At 30.2% G+C, this 17,534-nt stretch carries 15 protein-coding genes; 11 read left to right on the top strand and 4 right to left on the bottom strand.

The window, feature by feature from the left end:
• Positions 1-32: 32 nt before the first annotated feature.
• Positions 33-2,483 carry a DNA polymerase gene (locus CEE44_04190; GenBank protein ID TKJ17704.1) on the bottom strand — a complete coding sequence of 817 codons (2,451 nt, stop codon included), beginning with the start codon at positions 2,481-2,483 and terminating at the stop codon, positions 33-35.
• 84 nt (positions 2,484-2,567) lie between these two features.
• On the opposite strand from CEE44_04190, the gene CEE44_04195 reads away from it, so the two are divergent.
• Genes CEE44_04195 through CEE44_04225 form a run of 7 tightly spaced genes read left to right on the top strand, consistent with a single transcriptional unit; the run spans position 2,568 to position 8,767 of the window.
• Entirely contained in the window at positions 2,568-3,467 is a 900-nt protein-coding gene (locus CEE44_04195; GenBank protein TKJ17705.1) for a hypothetical protein, read from the top strand.
• The gene (locus tag CEE44_04200) at positions 3,464-3,643 is read left to right on the top strand and encodes a hypothetical protein (GenBank protein TKJ17706.1); all 180 of its coding nucleotides are present in this window, start codon (positions 3,464-3,466) and stop codon (positions 3,641-3,643) included. Before CEE44_04195 ends, CEE44_04200 begins: the two co-directional genes overlap by 4 nt.
• 6 nt (positions 3,644-3,649) lie before the next feature.
• Positions 3,650-4,180, top strand: a complete 531-nt coding sequence (locus CEE44_04205) for a hypothetical protein (protein ID TKJ17707.1) — start codon at positions 3,650-3,652, stop codon at positions 4,178-4,180.
• Positions 4,181-4,220: 40 nt separating this feature from the next.
• On the top strand, positions 4,221-4,499 hold the full coding sequence (locus CEE44_04210) for a hypothetical protein (GenBank protein TKJ17708.1): 279 nt from the start codon (positions 4,221-4,223) through the stop codon (positions 4,497-4,499).
• 8 nt (positions 4,500-4,507) lie between these two features.
• A complete protein-coding gene (locus CEE44_04215; protein TKJ17709.1) occupies positions 4,508-7,645 on the top strand; it encodes a hypothetical protein in 3,138 nt (1,045 codons plus the stop codon).
• 42 nt (positions 7,646-7,687) lie between these two features.
• Positions 7,688-8,347 (top strand): hypothetical protein, encoded by a 660-nt coding sequence (locus CEE44_04220; GenBank protein ID TKJ17710.1) that lies wholly within the window; start codon positions 7,688-7,690, stop codon positions 8,345-8,347.
• Between the two features lie 33 nt (positions 8,348-8,380).
• Positions 8,381-8,767 (top strand): hypothetical protein, encoded by a 387-nt coding sequence (locus CEE44_04225; protein ID TKJ17711.1) that lies wholly within the window; start codon positions 8,381-8,383, stop codon positions 8,765-8,767.
• 1 nt (position 8,768) lies between these two features.
• Here the strand turns inward: CEE44_04225 and CEE44_04230 are convergent, their stop codons facing one another.
• A complete protein-coding gene (locus CEE44_04230; protein ID TKJ17712.1) occupies positions 8,769-9,044 on the bottom strand; it encodes a hypothetical protein in 276 nt (91 codons plus the stop codon).
• Complete coding sequence (locus tag CEE44_04235) at positions 9,041-9,769, bottom strand: hypothetical protein (GenBank protein TKJ17713.1); 729 nt, start codon at positions 9,767-9,769, stop codon at positions 9,041-9,043. The genes CEE44_04230 and CEE44_04235 overlap by 4 nt, the downstream gene beginning before the upstream one ends.
• A 261-nt stretch (positions 9,770-10,030) precedes the next feature.
• Here CEE44_04235 and CEE44_04240 point away from each other — a divergent pair, with 261 nt between their 5' ends.
• The gene (locus CEE44_04240) at positions 10,031-10,666 is read left to right on the top strand and encodes a hypothetical protein (protein ID TKJ17714.1); all 636 of its coding nucleotides are present in this window, start codon (positions 10,031-10,033) and stop codon (positions 10,664-10,666) included.
• Positions 10,667-10,681: 15 nt separating this feature from the next.
• On the opposite strand, the gene CEE44_04245 is transcribed toward CEE44_04240, so the two are convergent.
• The gene (locus CEE44_04245) at positions 10,682-12,763 is read right to left on the bottom strand and encodes a hypothetical protein (GenBank protein ID TKJ17715.1); all 2,082 of its coding nucleotides are present in this window, start codon (positions 12,761-12,763) and stop codon (positions 10,682-10,684) included.
• Positions 12,764-12,898: 135 nt separating this feature from the next.
• Here CEE44_04245 and CEE44_04250 point away from each other — a divergent pair, with 135 nt between their 5' ends.
• From CEE44_04250 to CEE44_04260, 3 genes are read left to right on the top strand one after another with little or no spacing between them, the layout of a single operon-like run.
• On the top strand, positions 12,899-14,407 hold the full coding sequence (locus tag CEE44_04250) for a hypothetical protein (GenBank protein ID TKJ17716.1): 1,509 nt from the start codon (positions 12,899-12,901) through the stop codon (positions 14,405-14,407).
• 17 nt (positions 14,408-14,424) lie between these two features.
• Positions 14,425-16,188 carry a hypothetical protein gene (locus CEE44_04255; protein ID TKJ17717.1) on the top strand — a complete coding sequence of 588 codons (1,764 nt, stop codon included), beginning with the start codon at positions 14,425-14,427 and terminating at the stop codon, positions 16,186-16,188.
• A gap of 52 nt (positions 16,189-16,240) precedes the next feature.
• A complete protein-coding gene (locus CEE44_04260) occupies positions 16,241-17,533 on the top strand; it encodes an aspartate aminotransferase (protein ID TKJ17718.1) in 1,293 nt (430 codons plus the stop codon).
• Position 17,534 lies beyond the last annotated feature (1 nt).

Genomic DNA, 17,534 nt, shown 5'->3' on the forward strand with positions numbered 1-17,534 from the left:
ATTATCCTAATTGCGGCACAACAGTAGAATAGTTATTTCATAAAAGCACCAAGCTTACTCTGCTTCTTATTTGAAAGCAAATCTTCTTTTGTATAACCAAGAACTTCTAAAATACGATCTACAGCAGGAACAACCTGGTTATTTATATAATACTCAGAATCATACTTATTATCCTTAATCTCTTCAGGAACCTTAGCTCTATCGCCTATGCTGCCTTTACCTTCTGTTACAACAAATTCTATTATCATACCAGGAGCAATATCATGACCTTTACTCTTAAGCTTTTTAGCAACCACAACATGAGGTCCAACAGCAGCATAACTATCAATATCTTTTGTTAGTTGCGTACGAATAATAACTTTATCAAGATCAATCTTACGCTCCCTTAAATCCTGAACAACAGTCTTAACATATCTTAAAGCCTTATCAGGATTATTCTCTTTAAGAACTATATTCAAAATCTTTTTCTGGGTTTCTTTAGCAATTAAACTCCAATTCCTACGAACTGTCTCAAAACCAGTAATCTTGATATTATTATCAGAATCAAGCAAAGCATACTTTTTCTTAGCACCATAAGCACCAGCCTTAGCAGATACGAATATTGCAGCAGGATAAAAACCCTCATACTCTAATTCCATTATCCCAGGCAAAGTTGGATTAATAGATTCTGCAAATTGCTTTGCCTCGGTCTTGCTTTTCCCATCCAAACTCAGAAATATAGAATCAGTATCAGAATATATTACTTTAAATCCCTCTTTTTCAGCAGATTCTATAACCTTATGAATATAATACCTTCCCCATGCAGTTATTGATCTTGCACACTCCAAAGAATACCAACGAGCATTAAAAAAACCAAAATAACCATAAAAAGCATTTGCCAAAACCTTAAGATTTGTCTGACGAGCATCAAGCAAAACATTTTTACTCCTCTTCATCATATCTTTTATTCTCCTCCTCCTCTTAATTAAATCCTCAATCACAGTTGGTAAAAATCCTTTTTTTTGAGTACAAAACCAATATTCATCCTTTTCAAGAGGAGCCTTTTCAGCCTTCTCCCTGCAACACCCGCAATTAAGCATTCCAGGAGATATATTATGAGAACTGATTATTGTTGGATACAAACTGCGAAAATCAAAAATAATAATATCCTTATACAAACCAGGAGTTGGCTCAAACACAAAAGCACCTTTGTATCTGTTCAACATCCTATCTTTTATATCACCATAATGTGGTTTGTTAGGACAAATTTCCTTAAAATTAAAAGCCTGTTTTATCAAATACCACTCAACTAATTGTGAAAAACCCATTCTAGTTATTTCATACATTGGTAAACCAACAATTTTTACCATCTCAATTATATTAGGCATTATCTTTTCAGCCAATTTATACGCCAACCTGGAATCTTGTAAATTATATTCACAATACTTCTCAAGATCATCAGGTTTATTATCCCACACAGAAGATAACTCATCTAAATCAGCATCTGTTTTTTTCTCTCCAATCAGTTCCTCAGAAACAGAACTCAGATCATAATAATCAGTTTTAAGACTTAAACTAAACATCTTTTTAATAACATTCAAAACATCTAAATGAACAATTCCTGATATTTTCGCTTTTGAAACCTTTCTTTTAGACACATTCAAATCAGAAGAATCTAATCCAATATCCAGTTTTATTTTATATTTCTCAGCTCTTTTCTGTATATAAGGCAGATCAAAACCATCTGAAAAATAACCAGCAATTATATCAGGAACATATGTTTCTAAAATCTCCTTGAATTTTTGAATTAAATCTGCTTCACTATCAACAAACTCTATATATTTTTCTTTTGTCTTAAATCTCTTCCATGTAATAACCTTTCTAAAATGATTACCATAAAACGAAATCATTATTATAGGATTCTTTTCAAAATTTATAGATTTTCCATCAGGATTATACGTTTCAATATCAAAAGCCAAGATTCTAGGAGAAGTTAAAGTTTCATCACCAACCTGTTTTATTGATTCAATCTTATAAACAGGAACTTTAGCTTTTCTATTAACACTCTCACCTTCTATCTCATATAACATCATAGGGGTTATTCCTTTATCTATCAAATATCTCCTTATAAAATGTATATCATACTCATTTATTGATTCAATTATCTCCCAATCTTTGATAATATCCCTTATAACCGGAACATCTTTTGGAAATCTTACAAATACTTTTATAGCATCAACATCTTTTCCTAAATAATTCTTTTTTACATTCTCAGTTCTTATAACTTCATGAACATCATCTTTTTGTTCAATCCTAAGCTTCTCTATTTTACTATTCAAACTCTGACCTTTCTTAGGAATAACATAAAAATAAGGCTCAAAACTATCATCTAATATAATAAGGGGCTTACCTTCTGTAGTTCTTCCAAATAGATAAACCTCTAATTTATCATTAACTACTTTATATTTTGCATCTAAAACAAAAAAAGGTATTTTCTCTGCCATACTTACTTCTTATAGAGGAGAATATATAAATTTTGCTATGATTTTATAACAATATTTATATACTACTAGTTTTAAATTAATCTTATGTACGACCTAATAATTATAGGAGGAGGACCAGCAGGTTTAAGTGCAGCCGTCTATGCTGCTAGATTTAATCTAAAAGCAATTGTAATTTCCGAACTTATTGGAGGCTATATGATGGAAAGCCCTCAGATATGTAACTATCCTAGTTATACTATAATAAATGGCGTAGAACTAACAAATAATATGAAAGAACAAGTAAAATCACTAAACATAGAGATGATTGAAGAAGAAGTTGTAAAAGTAGAAAAAACAAAAGAAAAAGAATTTTTAGTAAAAACAAAATCAAATAAAGAATTTAAATCAAAAACAATCTTATTAGCTGTAGGAACAAAAAAAAGAAAACTAAATATCAAAGGCGAAGAGGATTTTGCTGGAAAAGGAATTAGCTATTGTGCAACATGTGATGGTCCTTTATTCAAAGATAAGATAGTTGCAGTTGTAGGAGGATCAAACTCAGCAGCAGTTTCTGCTTTACTACTATCACAATTTGCAAAAGAAGTACACATATTCTACAGAAAACAAAAATTAAGAGCAGATCCTTACTGGACAGAAAAAATAGACAAAGCCAAAAACATCAAAGTTCATTATAATATGGTTCTTGAAGAAATAAAAGGAGAAAAAATAGTAAAAAAAATAAAAACAGATGATGGAAAAGAGATGGAAGTTGGAGGGGTCTTTATTGAAATAGGAAGTATACCTTCAACAGCCCTTCCAAAAAGCCTAGGAGTTAAACTAGACGATAAAGATTGTATAATTGTAGATAAAACTCAAAAAACAAATATTGATGGAATATATGCTGCAGGAGATATAACAACAGGCAGCAATAAAATGAGACAAATAGTAACAGCTTGCGCAGAAGGGGCTGTTGCTGCTGAAAGCACTTACAATAGTCTAAAATGATAGAAGATTTTCAGAAAAAACTAGAAGAAAATCTAAAAAAAGGCTTGGAAATAGAAAAAATAGTTTCTATCATAAAAAGATGCCCTCAATGTCATAATCTAACTTTAGAATTTGATTCACAAAACAACAAAATCATATGCACCAAGTGCGGTTTTACACAAGATATAATGAGGTGATTATTTATGCCAGTAATACATAAAAACCAGAGAGTTGGAGTTTTTGTAGATGTACAAAACCTCTACTATTCTGCAAAAAACCTATACAAATCAAAAGTCAATTATAAAGAAATACTAAAAGAAGCAATTAATACAAGACAACTGATAAGAGCATTTGCATACGTTATAAAGGCAGATGTTAAAGATGAATCTAATTTTTTTGATGCATTATCAAATATAGGATATGAAGTAAGGGCAAAAGATTTACAAATCTTCTATGGAGGACATAAAAAAGGTGACTGGGATGTAGGTATTGCAATGGATATTGTAAAACTTGCACCAAAATTAGATGTAATCGTTATAGTTAGTGGAGATGGAGATTATGTTCCTTTGGTACATTATGCACAATCTGCGGGTTGTAGAGTTGAGGCAATGGCTTTTGGAAAAAGCTCTTCATCAATGCTAAGAGAAGCAGCTGATAATTTCGTTGATCTGGAAAAACAATCAAAACGGTTTTTAATAACAACTAAAACCAAAAAACCAACAACCAAAAAGTAATCTTTATATACTTATTTTTGGTTAATTCACACACAAGGGGGTGATTATAATAAAAAAATCAACAATTATACTATTCATAATAACATTACTGGTTCTAATTGGATGTGATAATCAAGAAATACCTCAGGAATTAAGATGTACAACTAATGCTGAATGTGTACCTTCATCTTGTTGTCATTCAACATCATGCATCAATGAGAAATTTAAACAAGACTGTAACGGGATTAGATGCACAATGGAATGTGCTCCTGGAACAATGGATTGCGGACAAGGAAGTTGTGCTTGTCAAAATAACAAGTGCGAGGCAGTTATTAATTAAAGAATAAAATGATAAAAAAGAGGGTTGTTTTTTTACTAATAATTTTTTTACTAATATCTTTAGTTATAGCTGTTAATGCAGCAAATAACAGAAATGTAAAAATAAGTTCAGAAGTTCAACAAACACTAGAAACTCAAAAAAATGTTAAGGTTTTTATTAAATTAAAAGAACAAAATAATAATTTAAGATCTATTAAAAACGAAATAGAAGACCAAATAGGGGAACAAAATGTTAAACATAAATTTAAAAATAAGATTTCTGCTGTTATCTCAGAAAAAGATCTAGAAAAATTACAAAATAATAACCAAATCGAAAGTATAAGATTAATAGGAACAAGAAATGTTGCTCTTGAAGATTCTCTTCCTTTAATAAAAGCAACAAATACACATTCTTTACAATTTAATAGCATAAATCTTACTGGAAAAGGCCAAACAATCTGTATAATTGACAGCGGTGTTAATTATTCTCATTCAGATTTAGGAGGATGCTACGGCAACAATACAAATTTTTCATGTAAAATCATTGGAGGGATTGATTATTGTTCAGATGATGTTACTTGTAATCCTGGTTTTGAAGATGATAATCCAATGGATGTAAATGGGCATGGAACCCATGTATCTGGAATTGTTGCCGCAAACGGCTCAATAAAAGGCGTTGCCCCAGAAGCAAAAATAATTATGATTAAGGCAAGCAACTCAAGCGGAACTTTTTGGGATGATGATTTAATAGCAGCAATTGAATGGTGTACTGACAATTCATCAACCTTTAATATATCAGTTATAAGTATGAGTTTAGGTGGAGGAGCTGAATCTAGTTATTGTAATGGAGATTCTCTGGCACCTTATATAAATGCAGCTGTTGCAAAAAACATATCAGTTGTAGTAGCAACAGGAAATGAGTATAACACCACACATATAAGTGGTCCTGCTTGTGTTCAAAATGCTACACCAGTTGGCTCAACAACAAAATCAGATACAATGTCATCTTTCTCAAACCGTAATAATATAACACAACTAGTTGCACCAGGAGGAACTTTATCTAATTCTGGAGCATGTTCTCCAGGAACTATGGACTCAAATAGAATATGTTCAACATGGAAGGACGGAAGCTATTTAGCTATTTCAGGAACATCTATGGCAACACCCCATGTAGCAGGAGCAGTAGCTTTACTACAACAATTTTACAAACTACAAAATAAACCACCATTAACAACAGAACAAATTGAAACCACCCTAAATAATACAGGCACAATTATTAATGATTCAGGAGGATCTGGACTTATTTTTAGAAGAATAAACACATATGCTGCAATACAATCTCTTGACGAAACACCACCATCAATAACCTTTGTATCTCCTACACCTATAAACTATACAAACACAACAAACGGATCTATGGAAATAAATGTCTCAATCATAGATCAAATCAATAATATTAGTTCTTGCTGGTTTGAATGGAACTACACAACTAACATAACTATGAATCAATCAAGTAGTGGAACATCTGTAACTTGTTATCTGAATAAATCATTTACAGAACAAGGTGTTTTTGATTATAGAGTATATGCAAACGATTCTCAAAACAATGTAAATGTTTCTGAAACAAGACAAATAAATGTTAGCAATGCTCAACCAAATGTAACCATCAATTCTCCTATTGACAATTATAACTCTTCTTCAAACACAATAATATTTAATTGTACAGCAAGTGATGCTCTTAATCTAACCAATATAACATTGTATCATAATTCAAGCGGATGGACAGCAAACACAACAAACACATCTGGAATAAATACAAACTACTTATTCACTCAAAATTTTACAGAAGGAATTTATATATGGAACTGTTATGCCTGCGATAATTATAATAGTTGCAGTTTTGCAACTTCTAACAGAACATTTACAATTGATACAACTTTCCCTTATTTTAATCCATTACCAACAAACCAGGAAATTAATTACAGCCAACAATTCGGATACGATATAAATGCCACAGATAACAATGCCTTTACCTATTCTGTTAATGATACTACAAACTTTGCAATTAATCAAAGCGGTTATATTACAAACAACACTTTATTAGATGTAATAACATACAGTTTAAATATAACAATAAATGATACAGCAGGAAATGAAAACTCAACTATAATATCAATTACAGTTAAATTAAACAAAACATCTAATATAACAGCAAACACATCAACAGATATTGATTTATCTCAGGCAGATTCAAACATAACATTATTCCTTTCAAATAATGTTACAACAACAATTACAGTATCTAAAAAAGCACCAAACGCTTCAGGAACAACATCTAGCCTAAGTTCATTAAAAGGAATCAACATAACAGTAAACTCAGCCACAAGCGGAAACCTAACTTGGGCACTAATTAAAATTTATTATAATTCTACTGAAATAACCTCTGCAAATATTGACGAATCTACTCTAAAAATATATTATTATAACAGTACAGCAGGAGACTGGCAACTTGAATCAGATCAAGGAGTAGATACAATAAATAATTATGTGTGGGCAAATGTAACTCATTTTAGTTTATTTGGAGCATTTGGAAGCGCACCATCCGACCCACCATGTAGTGGATGTGGTGGAAGTGGAGGAGGTGGTGGAGGAAGCTCTATCACTACTGAAACAATAGTTTTAACTAGATATGGAATAACGCATACAGAATTAAGAAGAAACACACAACTTATTTTTACTTCTAAAGACCAAGAATACACTCTAACTATCAAAAAAGTAGAGAGAGATAAAGTTGAATTTGTATTTACTATAGATCCAATTAAATTTACCTTGAATATAGAAGAAGAAAAAACAATTGATCTTAATTCAGATGAAAAAATCTATATTAAACTAGAAAACATAAAAAACAGAAAAGCAGATATTACACTAAGAAAGATTGTTAAAATACAACTATTACCTATAATAAATCTCACAAAACCTAAAGAAGAAACAAAAACAGAAGAATCACTAATCACAACAGAAGAAATAACAGAACAAATTGTAGAACCAGAAAAATCAGTTAAAAAACAAATAATCGGCATGGCTATAACAACAATTATTGTAGTTATAGGCCTTGCGTCCTTCTTCTTTTTCAAGAAATCTAAGAAAAATAAATTCAGATTACCATAAAAATAAAAAAGCTTTTTAAAACAACTAATCTTCTCTAAAACTATGCTACTTAAAGAAATAAAAAAAGATATTTCTAAAGAAATTTATGAAGTCCTAAAAAAAGATATAAAAGAACTAAGACCTAGCCAATCTAAATCAATCAAAGCAGGCTTATTTCAAAATAAAAACCTATTAGTCTGTACACCAACTGCTTCTGGAAAGACGCTTATAGCAGAATTAGCACTAACCAACAACATAAAAAAAGGAAAAGCAATCTATATTGTACCACTAAAAGCACTGGCAAATGAAAAATTTAAGGATTTTAAAAAGAGATATGATCATTTGTTTAATATTGCTCTATCAATAGGAAACCTGGATTCAGCAGACCCCTACTTAGAAAATTATGATTTAATAATATGCACTGCTGAAAAACTCGATTCATTAATACGGCATCATTGCCCTTGGTTAAATAATGTTAAAACAGTTATTGTTGATGAAGTTCATTTATTAAATGACATAGGAAGAGGACCAACTCTAGAAATCTTATTAACAATATTAAAAAAAATACTATCAGACATACAAATTATTGCACTATCCGCTACAATAGGAAACCCAAAAGAACTTGCAGAATGGCTAGACGCAGAATTAATAATAGATAATTGGAGACCTGTTAAACTAAAAAAAGGAGTATACCACAAAGGAAAAATAGAATTTAAAGAGTAAACTATAAATATATAAATAGCTTTTTAAAATGAAATGGAAGCAGAAGATTACTTTAAAGGAACTAAAGTTTATGTATGGCGTAAGGATTTTGCTATAATTAAATCCAACAAAACTAATCCTAATGCTTTTGCAAATATTGTTGATAAAAAAGAAACAACAGTTATTATTGAAGAAGGCAAATATAATAATGAAGATATTATAGAAATAGAAAAAGGTTGGAAAATACTAACATTTGATATCGAACTTCCATTTTCTCTAACTGATTTTCTAGCAAAAATTTCAAATACTTTAGCACAAGAAAAAATAAGTATATTCGTTGTTTCAACTTATTCTACTGATCATATTTTAATTAAAAAACAAGATTTACAAAAGGCTGAAGAAAAACTTAAAAATCTTGGTTTTATAATAGAAGAAAAATAAGTTACAGTCCGAAACTATCAGAGAACTCTTTAATTCTTTCAAATTCTAATAAGAACTCATAACCTTTATCAGTTATTGCAAATACTTTTTTATCTTTTTTCATCTGCTCTTCAACCATCTCTTTTTCAATTAACTCAGTAAGATAAACTTTCATTTTAGAATGAGATAAATTGGATTTGTACAACAAATGAGTTGGCTTTATTTGGCCGCCTTTATTTTTTATTGAATTAAGCATGTCATTGATGATTTCTAATTTTCCTCTTCTTTTTTCACTCATTTTACAAGCTTAAAATTATTTGGTTTTTTTCTAAGTACAGATATAAAAGGCACAAGCAGAAATAAAAACCCTAATAATTGAATCACCTCAGCTATTACATAAACTATTTCAAAATATATTACAAACACAAAAAAAGCATGGCTTATTAACAAAATAGCAAAAGCAATTGCAACCTTTTTTGCATTTTTAGATTTAACCTCTTTAACATTCTTAAAATAAGACAGAGTAATAAGACTAAGCATAGCAAATGTAGTAACATAAAATAATTGGTAATGAATAACACCCAACCAAGTAGCCACCAAAACAAAATACAGTAACATAGCAATAACTCTTTTATTATCCCATGTAAGCTTTGATACTATGAAAAACAGTATCATAAATCCAAGAAGTGTCAAAAATATATACAATAAGAAAGCAACACCATTTATTTTACTTAAAGTTAAAGCACTAAATGTTGTTTGTACTGCCTGTCCTATTACAGATTCTCTAATTGGAGGAGTATATATAGCAAAAGTACCAGCTACTTTTGCAGCAAACGCCAAAGTTAATGAAAGAAAAGCAGTACTAAAATACAAATATCTATGCTCAGAAGTTAATTTATAACATTTATAGCTGTAATATACCAATAAACCACATACAACTATTCCAATTAACTCAATAATAGAATCAAACCCATAAAACCAGCTTGGGCTGAACACAAAAGATGGTAAACCATAAGGTAACATGTGTAGAATATGTAAAAATCCCTTTATAAATTTTGTGTATTTTTGTTCTTTACTGACCCTTCATAATGGTTAATAAAGACCTATGTTATACTATACATAGAAAACACAACCCTCCGTGTGTTTGCTTTTAATTTTAGATAACAAAGAGCAAGTCAACCCAACACCTCCGGCTTGTTCTTTTAGTTCTTTTTTAAGCTTCTTTTAATTCTAAACTTCTTTTATTTGAAAAAATTTATAAAGCAATTAATATACTTTAAAATTATGGTGGGGGATAATACAGAAAATTTAGAGCAAATTTTTAACTTACTAAATCAAGCTGGGAAATTAAAAACAACATTAAGATTTAGTGAACTAGATGAGAATTCTTTAAGAGATTCTAGTGCTGAACATTCCTGGAGACTCGCTTTAATGGTTTTTGTTGTTGCAGATAAATTGAAATTAGCTATAAATGTTGAGCATGCATTAAAGCTTGCCATAATCCATGATATTGCAGAATCTATAACAGGAGATGTTGATTCAAGGCTTGTGTATGATGGTAAAATTACAAAAGAGGAAAAAAAGAAAGCAGAAGAAAAAGCAATAAAAGAGATTAGTAAACTCTTCTATGGAAAAGAAATCTTTGATTTATGGAAAGAATATGAAGAAAGCTCTACAAAAGAATCAAGGTATATAAAAGCCCTTGATAAAATTGAAACATTAATCCATCTTATTGAAATGGGTATGAAAATAGGCCCAAAAGTTTATGATATTCCTGAAATGATAACTCACTATGCTGATAAATCAGTTAATAACTTTCCAGAACTTACAAGCATGTTAAAAATAGTTAAAAATAAACTAAAGAAAGAATTTCAAAAAAACAACATCCCTTGGAAAGAAGAATATGATAAATTAATTTAAGTCATCCTATATAAACTAATTATCAATAATTTTACTAACCTGATCTTCTTTAACAACTCTTATTATATTATCAACAAACCCTTCTATTTTACTTTCATGACTTACAATAATTGTCTGATTTAGATTTAATTGATCTATTACATCCCTAACCCTGTCTAACTGTTCTGTTGAAAAACCATCAGTAGGCTCATCTAATATGATTAAATCCTTCATTTTAATATTCGTTATTAAGTCATTAATAACTTTATTTAGTCCTAATCTATAAGCCAAAGCCAAGCTTGTTCTTTCCCCACCACTCAAACTATTAAAATCAACATCATGCCCATCCTGATCAATTAAAGGAGTAAAAGAATCATCTAATCTGGCATTTAATATCTCATCCTCAATAAGTAAATTAAACCAATCTTTAAACAATTCATTAAATTCCTGATGAATTATTATCATAACATGCTTTTCTATTGTTGTAACTAAATTAACAAAATGTTTATTAAGCCAGTTATGTTTTTCTTTTAAATTCTTCATTCTATCTTTTACTTCCAATTTTTTATTTATCTCTTCTTCTAAACTCAATAAGAAATTAGACATTGTCTCTTTCTCACTTGTTAACTTCTCTTTCTTCAGTTTAATATCCATCTCAACTCTATTTAACTCATCATACTCTTTTTTAATTATATTATAACTCTCCTCATTATCTTTCAAACCTTCAACTTTTCCCTTTAAATCCTTTATATCATTTTGTACTTCCAATAATCCTTTCTCTATATTTTCATTATCTTTCTTTAATCTCTCAACTGTTTTTGTCTTTTCTTCAGCATGAACCAATTTTAATTTTATCAAAGAAATTTCTGATTCTTTTTTTCTTATCTTTTCCAAACCTTCTTTTAACATACTAATTTCCTTTTCTAATTCATCTTTCTTAGAATTATTATTCTTTATCTTTTGCTCAATATAAATAACATTTTCATCCTCTCTTCCAGATATAAACATCTTATGATCATTACTAACCTCTTGTAAACAAGTAGGGCATTCACTTATTTTGTTTATCTTCTCCTTTAATTTATCAGAAGTTTGCTTTTCAACCTCTAAAGAAACAATATCTTTCTTTATTCCATCTAATCGATTTTCTATAACACTTATATTTTCCTGCCTTTTAGTAATATCCTTTTTCAAAATTTCTACATCTAAAACTTGCTTGTCCTTAACCTCCTCTTTTGTTTTTTTAATCTCTTCCTCTGTTTTAATTATTTCTTCTTTGTTTCTTTTCAACTGATCTTGATTATTGTTTAAATTTACTTCATTCACACTTAACTTTTCTTTTAGACTATTCAAATCCTTAATATTCTTTTCAATAGACTCTATCTCTGATTTTTTTAACTTTAGTTTTTCATTTGCATCATCTAAACTAGGCAGCAACTCTTTGATTTTTTCATCAATCTCTCTTATTTCCTGTTTTCTCTGTTTTCTACCATCTTGCTTTTCATCCAAATCTTCTATTTGACCTTGAAATACGTTTATTTTTTCCTTCAAACCCTTAGAAATTATTAATGTATTTTCTCTTATCCTTTTGTACTTTTCAATCCCAAAAACACGTCTTAAAGTATCTAATCTTGATTCAACATCACTAGCCAATATTTGTTTCATCTGTTCTTGGGGAGTATATACAGTGTATCTATAAATCAAATCCTTGCTTTTAGAAACAAGATCACTTGGATAACCTAATAATTCCAAAATTTGTGTTTTTAATTCAACAGCAGTCGCCTCTTTTTTCACACCATCAACTATTATATAACCTGTATCCTGTTTTACATCATCTTTTCCTCTTTTAAGATTCCTTTTAATTATAACATCTTTATTATCTATCATAAAATTTAATTCAACAGAACCTTGTTTTCTTCCATGTCTTAATAAAACACTTCCACTCAAATCTTTTCTTTTAAGACCAAACAAAGCAAATTCAATTGCAGATAAAACAGTTGACTTACCAGAACCAATATCTCCGCTTAATAAAACACTTTTTTCAGGAAATTCAATAGATTGATTAGTGTAACTTCTTATATTGTCCAATTTTACTGATTTTATTAACATTTTGCCCCTCAATTTAGATATAATTTATCAACATTTTTAAAGATTTATGTACTCTAAACATAAAGTTGTTGTCCCTAACTCACGACGATAAAACCACAGAAAAATATATAAACGCAAATGAAATTGGGTTGTTTAAGGTGTTAATTAATGGATGATAAACAACCTTCAGGACTTTCTGCAGAAGAACTTTTTGAAAGAGGGATTGGTATAACCTATGATGATTTTACAATCCTAGACACTATTTTTACTGATATTGATAGAGAAGATATAACTCTAAAATCAGAACTAGGAAATGGTATATATCTACAAACACCAATAATCGCTTCTCCAATGGATACTGTTACAAATGCAGAATTGTGTATTGCGATTGCATTAGAAGGAGGAATTGGGTGTATACATTATAATTATAAAAACCAAGATGGTTCATCTGATATTGATGAACAAATAAGAGAAATAGAAAGAGTAAAAAGATTCAAAAATGGATTTATAGAACATCCAATCACAGTATCATCTGATCAGACTATTGGTCAGGTAATAGAGCTAATAGCAGAAAACAGAATTGGAAAATCAGGATTTAAGATAGACACTTTTCCTGTTACATATGCTGGTGAACCACATGGGAGATTGGTTGGACTATTAAGAAAACAAGATTACTCTAGAACACAGCATAGAAGTCTCAAAGTTAGAGAGAGAATGCTTCCATTAGAGAAATTAATAAAAGCAGAATGGCCAATAACACTTCAAGAAGCCAACAAAATACTTTGGGATTCACATATTTCCTCTCTTTGTGTTACAGAAGGTGAAAAATTAAAATACTTAGTTACTCGTAGCGATCTTGATAAACATGAAGAGTATCCTCTAGCAACAATTGATGATAACAAAAGATTAAGAGTATTGTTTGCAGTAGGAACAAGACCCGAACAAGGATATGAAATACTTGAAAGAGGTTTTGCAGCAGGAGCAGATGGTTGTATAGTTGATACCTCTCAAGGATTTACTAAACATTCAGCCGGCATGTTAAAATATATTATTAAAAACTATTCTGATAAATTAATAATTGGGGGGAATATATCAACAAAAGAAGCTTATGAATATCTAAACAAACTAGGAACACATGCTGATAGAGATGGTCAAGGGGGTGGTTCTATATGTACAACAGCAGGATCAATAGGTATAGCCAGAGCAGCAGCAGCAGCGGTTTACCATTGTGCAAAACAACAAGGGAATATGAGAACACTTGCAGATGGAGGGATAAAGCATGTTGGAGATATTGTAAAAGCACAATCTAATGGAGCAAGCATCGTAGTGCTTGGTAAAATGCTTGCTGGAACAGAAGAAAGCCCAGGGGAAACAATAGTTGATCCTGAATCAGGATTACTTGTAAAAATTTATAGGGGGATGGGTTCACCAGAAGCAAATGTTGGAGGAATAAGAGGATATAAAAAACTTCCACAAGGCATTACAGGACACGTTCAATATAGAGGATCTATTCATAAATGGATTCCTTTAATAAGAGATGGAATGATTTCAGCATATCACGTTCTTAATTGTAGAGATATAAATGAATTACATAAAAAAGTGTATAATGGCGAAATAAGATTTGAAAGAAGAACAATTGGTTCTTCACAAGAAAGCAAAACTAATGTTTTAAAATAATAAAGAGGAAACAAAAAATGTCAACATTTTTTCAACAAGAACAACAACTATTTGAAGCGTTAAAAAATACACTACCAGTAGAAGCCTTAAGACATCAAACAGGTTTAGATTTTATAGTTCTTTCTAGAGACAAAGTTCTACACCCTTTAGTTGCCAAAAACGATATTATTGTTGTAGCAGGAAGTTATTTTGGTGATGAAGGCAAAGGAAAGATAACAGATGCTGTAGCTCAAGACGAATTAGTCGAAATAATAACAAGAATGAATTCAGGAGAAAACGCAGGCCACACAGTTTGCCACAACGATAAAAAATATGTATTCCATCTCACTCCTTCTGGAATTATGGTTCCTGACAAACAAGTTTTTATAGGTCCTGAATGTGTCATGGATCCTATTAGTTTTGTAGAGAAAGAAGTAAGTAGTTTAACTCAAATTGCTCCAGATTATAAAGAAAGATTCAAAATAGGTAATGTGCATATTGTAGGACCATACCATAAAATAATGGATTTTGCACTAAGTAAATCAAACTCATCAACACTTATGGGTATGTCATATGTTCATGCATCAAAATCCAGAAAAAAATGTTTAAGATTAGATGATTTATTTAATTCTAGAGATTTCCAAGCAAAAACACTTAAAGGAGATTTAGCAACATACCATGCTTTAATCAAACACAGCAAACAATCAGAAGAACAAATTCTGGATAATCTTCGAGAATTCTCAGAAATAAGAAAAATCCCAGATCATCTTTTTGAATTTTTAGAAGTAAGGGATAAAGTAGAATTTATAATAGATTTATACAGAAGAAACGTTGTTGAAAATCCTGATTTCCCAGAAAGAGCAGATGTAAATCATGCCATAAACCAAGGATTAGAACAAGGAAAAAAGGTTCTTATAGAATCTCCTCAATCATTCTGGCTGTCAAATGCTACTGAAAAACATTGGAGATCTGCAACTTCTGCACAAACACACGCTGCAGGAGTATTAGCAAGTACAGAAATAAACACTAGCAAATACACTTATGTAGTCATAAACATTGCAAAAACACCAGGAGATTCAAGAGTAGGCATAGGCGCAAATCCTTCTTCATATGTTCCACAAAATTATTTCTCATCTCACAAACCACCAATAAACAATCTAGATGATTTAGGAGATGCTTGTATTGATTTTGATACAATCCAAAAAAAGTATTTTACTTCAATTCAAAGTAACGGTACATTAAGACCAACAGAATATACAGATAAAACAGGAACATATTCAATATCAGAAGCAATAGCAATTTCATCATCCAGAAAATTTGGAGAAAAAGGAGCAACAACAAAAAAACCAAGAGTTTTAGGTGTTTTTGATTGTGTTGCAGCATATCAAGTAAACAAAGCACAAGGTCCACACCTATCCTTATCAGCAATGGACAGAGGAGATCATCAGGATTTTGTTGGACTAACAGTAGCATATATATATCATAATCCTTCTGAAGAATCAACTGATTCCAATGGAATAACATATAATAATGGAGATATAATCAAAATTGGAGACCCTTTCCCTTTCGATAATGTACTAAAACACTGCTATCCTATTGTAAAAGTCATGCCAGGATGGAAAGATACGCCAATAGCAGCAGATAAAAGAAATCCAGACGACAAATTACCAAGAAATATACAAAACTTTATTGGAACAATAGAATCTTTAACAGGATTTAGTGTATTAGGGATAGGCAATGGGCAAAACACCGATGATATGATATATATTAAAAGAAAAAACAATTCAGAAATAGTAATATAATCCATATATTATTCAGAAACTTTATAAATAACAATCCAATTATTCTTATGGCATGGTTGAAGCAAATCCACAATCTATTGAATTAAACAACACAATAAAGAATAATAGTTCTATCTACGATTTAATATCTAACAGAGGTAAATTAATATTCTTTCCTAGAAAAGAAGTTATGGCCCAATCAGCAGATGCAAAAGGTAAAAAAATAAACGCTACAATGGGCATAGCTTTAGAAGAAGATCTATCTCTAATGCGTCTAAAATCAATAGCTAAATTAATAAAAAAGCTTGATCCAAAAGAAATTTTTACTTATACATCTAGTTTTGGAAAACCAGAACTAAGAGAAAAATGGAAAGAAAAAATATATGAAAAAAATCCATCTTTAGAATTAGAAACAAGTCTGCCTATAACAACAAACGGTATAACTCATGGATTAAGTCTTGCAGGATACCTTTTCATAAACCCCGGAGATAAAATAATCATCCCAGATAAACTTTGGGAAAACTATGAACTTATTTTTACTAATACATATGGTGCAGAACTAGACAAATTTAATACATTTAAAGATAAAAAATTTGATCTAGAAAGTTTCAAAAACAAATTAAATAAAGGAGAAATCGGAAAAAAAATAATTCTCTTAAATTTTCCAAACAACCCAACAGGATATACTTTAACAGCAGGAGAAGCAGAAAAAATAGCTGAAATAGTAAAAGAATCAGCTGAAAAAGGAAATAAAATTCTTGTTATAACAGATGATGCTTATTTTGGTCTAGTCTATAGACAAGGAGTTTACAAAGAATCAATCTTTACAAAACTAGCAAACCTCCATCAAAATATCTTGGCAGTTAAAATCGACGGTGCAACAAAAGAAGATTATGTATGGGGATTTAGGGTTGGATTCATCACCTTTGGAATAAAAGACGCTAACAAAGACCTTTACAAAGCCTTAGAAAACAAAACAGCAGGTGCTGTTCGTTCAACAATATCAACCGCACCACATCTATCACAATCACTAGTATTAAAGGCATTTAACTCTAAAAAATATCAAAAAGAAAAGCAAGAAAAATATGAATTATTGAAATCAAGATATCAAGAAGTTAAAAGAGTTTTACAAGACGAAAAATATTCTGAATTCTTTAAACCACTACCTTTTAATTCAGGATATTTCATGTGCATAGAATTAAACACAGATGCAGAAAAAGTAAGACAAACACTACTGGAAAAATATTCAACAGGAGTAATTGCAATGGGAAATCTCTTAAGAATAGCTTTCTCAGCACTATCAAAAAATCAAATACAAGAATTATTTGATAATATTTATAAAGCTTGTAAAGAACAAGGAAATTAAG

The organism is Candidatus Woesearchaeota archaeon B3_Woes (assembly GCA_005222965.1).
Taxonomy (GTDB): domain Archaea; phylum Nanobdellota; class Nanobdellia; order Woesearchaeales; family B3-WOES; genus B3-WOES.

What these genes read in the sequence shown, in the direction of transcription:
- CEE44_04195 (TKJ17705.1), top strand. Translation starts at nt 2,568, where the DNA reads ATGTACGACCTAATAATTATAGGAGGAGGACCAGCAGGTTTAAGTGCA.
- CEE44_04220 (TKJ17710.1), top strand. Translation starts at nt 7,688, where the DNA reads ATGCTACTTAAAGAAATAAAAAAAGATATTTCTAAAGAAATTTATGAA.
- CEE44_04215 (TKJ17709.1), top strand. Translation starts at nt 4,508, where the DNA reads ATGATAAAAAAGAGGGTTGTTTTTTTACTAATAATTTTTTTACTAATA.
- CEE44_04190 (TKJ17704.1), bottom strand. Translation starts at nt 2,483, where the DNA reads ATGGCAGAGAAAATACCTTTTTTTGTTTTAGATGCAAAATATAAAGTA.
- CEE44_04225 (TKJ17711.1), top strand. Translation starts at nt 8,381, where the DNA reads ATGGAAGCAGAAGATTACTTTAAAGGAACTAAAGTTTATGTATGGCGT.
- CEE44_04240 (TKJ17714.1), top strand. Translation starts at nt 10,031, where the DNA reads ATGGTGGGGGATAATACAGAAAATTTAGAGCAAATTTTTAACTTACTA.
- CEE44_04235 (TKJ17713.1), bottom strand. Translation starts at nt 9,769, where the DNA reads ATGTTACCTTATGGTTTACCATCTTTTGTGTTCAGCCCAAGCTGGTTT.
- CEE44_04230 (TKJ17712.1), bottom strand. Translation starts at nt 9,044, where the DNA reads ATGAGTGAAAAAAGAAGAGGAAAATTAGAAATCATCAATGACATGCTT.
- CEE44_04250 (TKJ17716.1), top strand. Translation starts at nt 12,899, where the DNA reads ATGGATGATAAACAACCTTCAGGACTTTCTGCAGAAGAACTTTTTGAA.
- CEE44_04205 (TKJ17707.1), top strand. Translation starts at nt 3,650, where the DNA reads ATGCCAGTAATACATAAAAACCAGAGAGTTGGAGTTTTTGTAGATGTA.
- CEE44_04200 (TKJ17706.1), top strand. Translation starts at nt 3,464, where the DNA reads ATGATAGAAGATTTTCAGAAAAAACTAGAAGAAAATCTAAAAAAAGGC.
- CEE44_04255 (TKJ17717.1), top strand. Translation starts at nt 14,425, where the DNA reads ATGTCAACATTTTTTCAACAAGAACAACAACTATTTGAAGCGTTAAAA.
- CEE44_04260 (TKJ17718.1), top strand. Translation starts at nt 16,241, where the DNA reads ATGGTTGAAGCAAATCCACAATCTATTGAATTAAACAACACAATAAAG.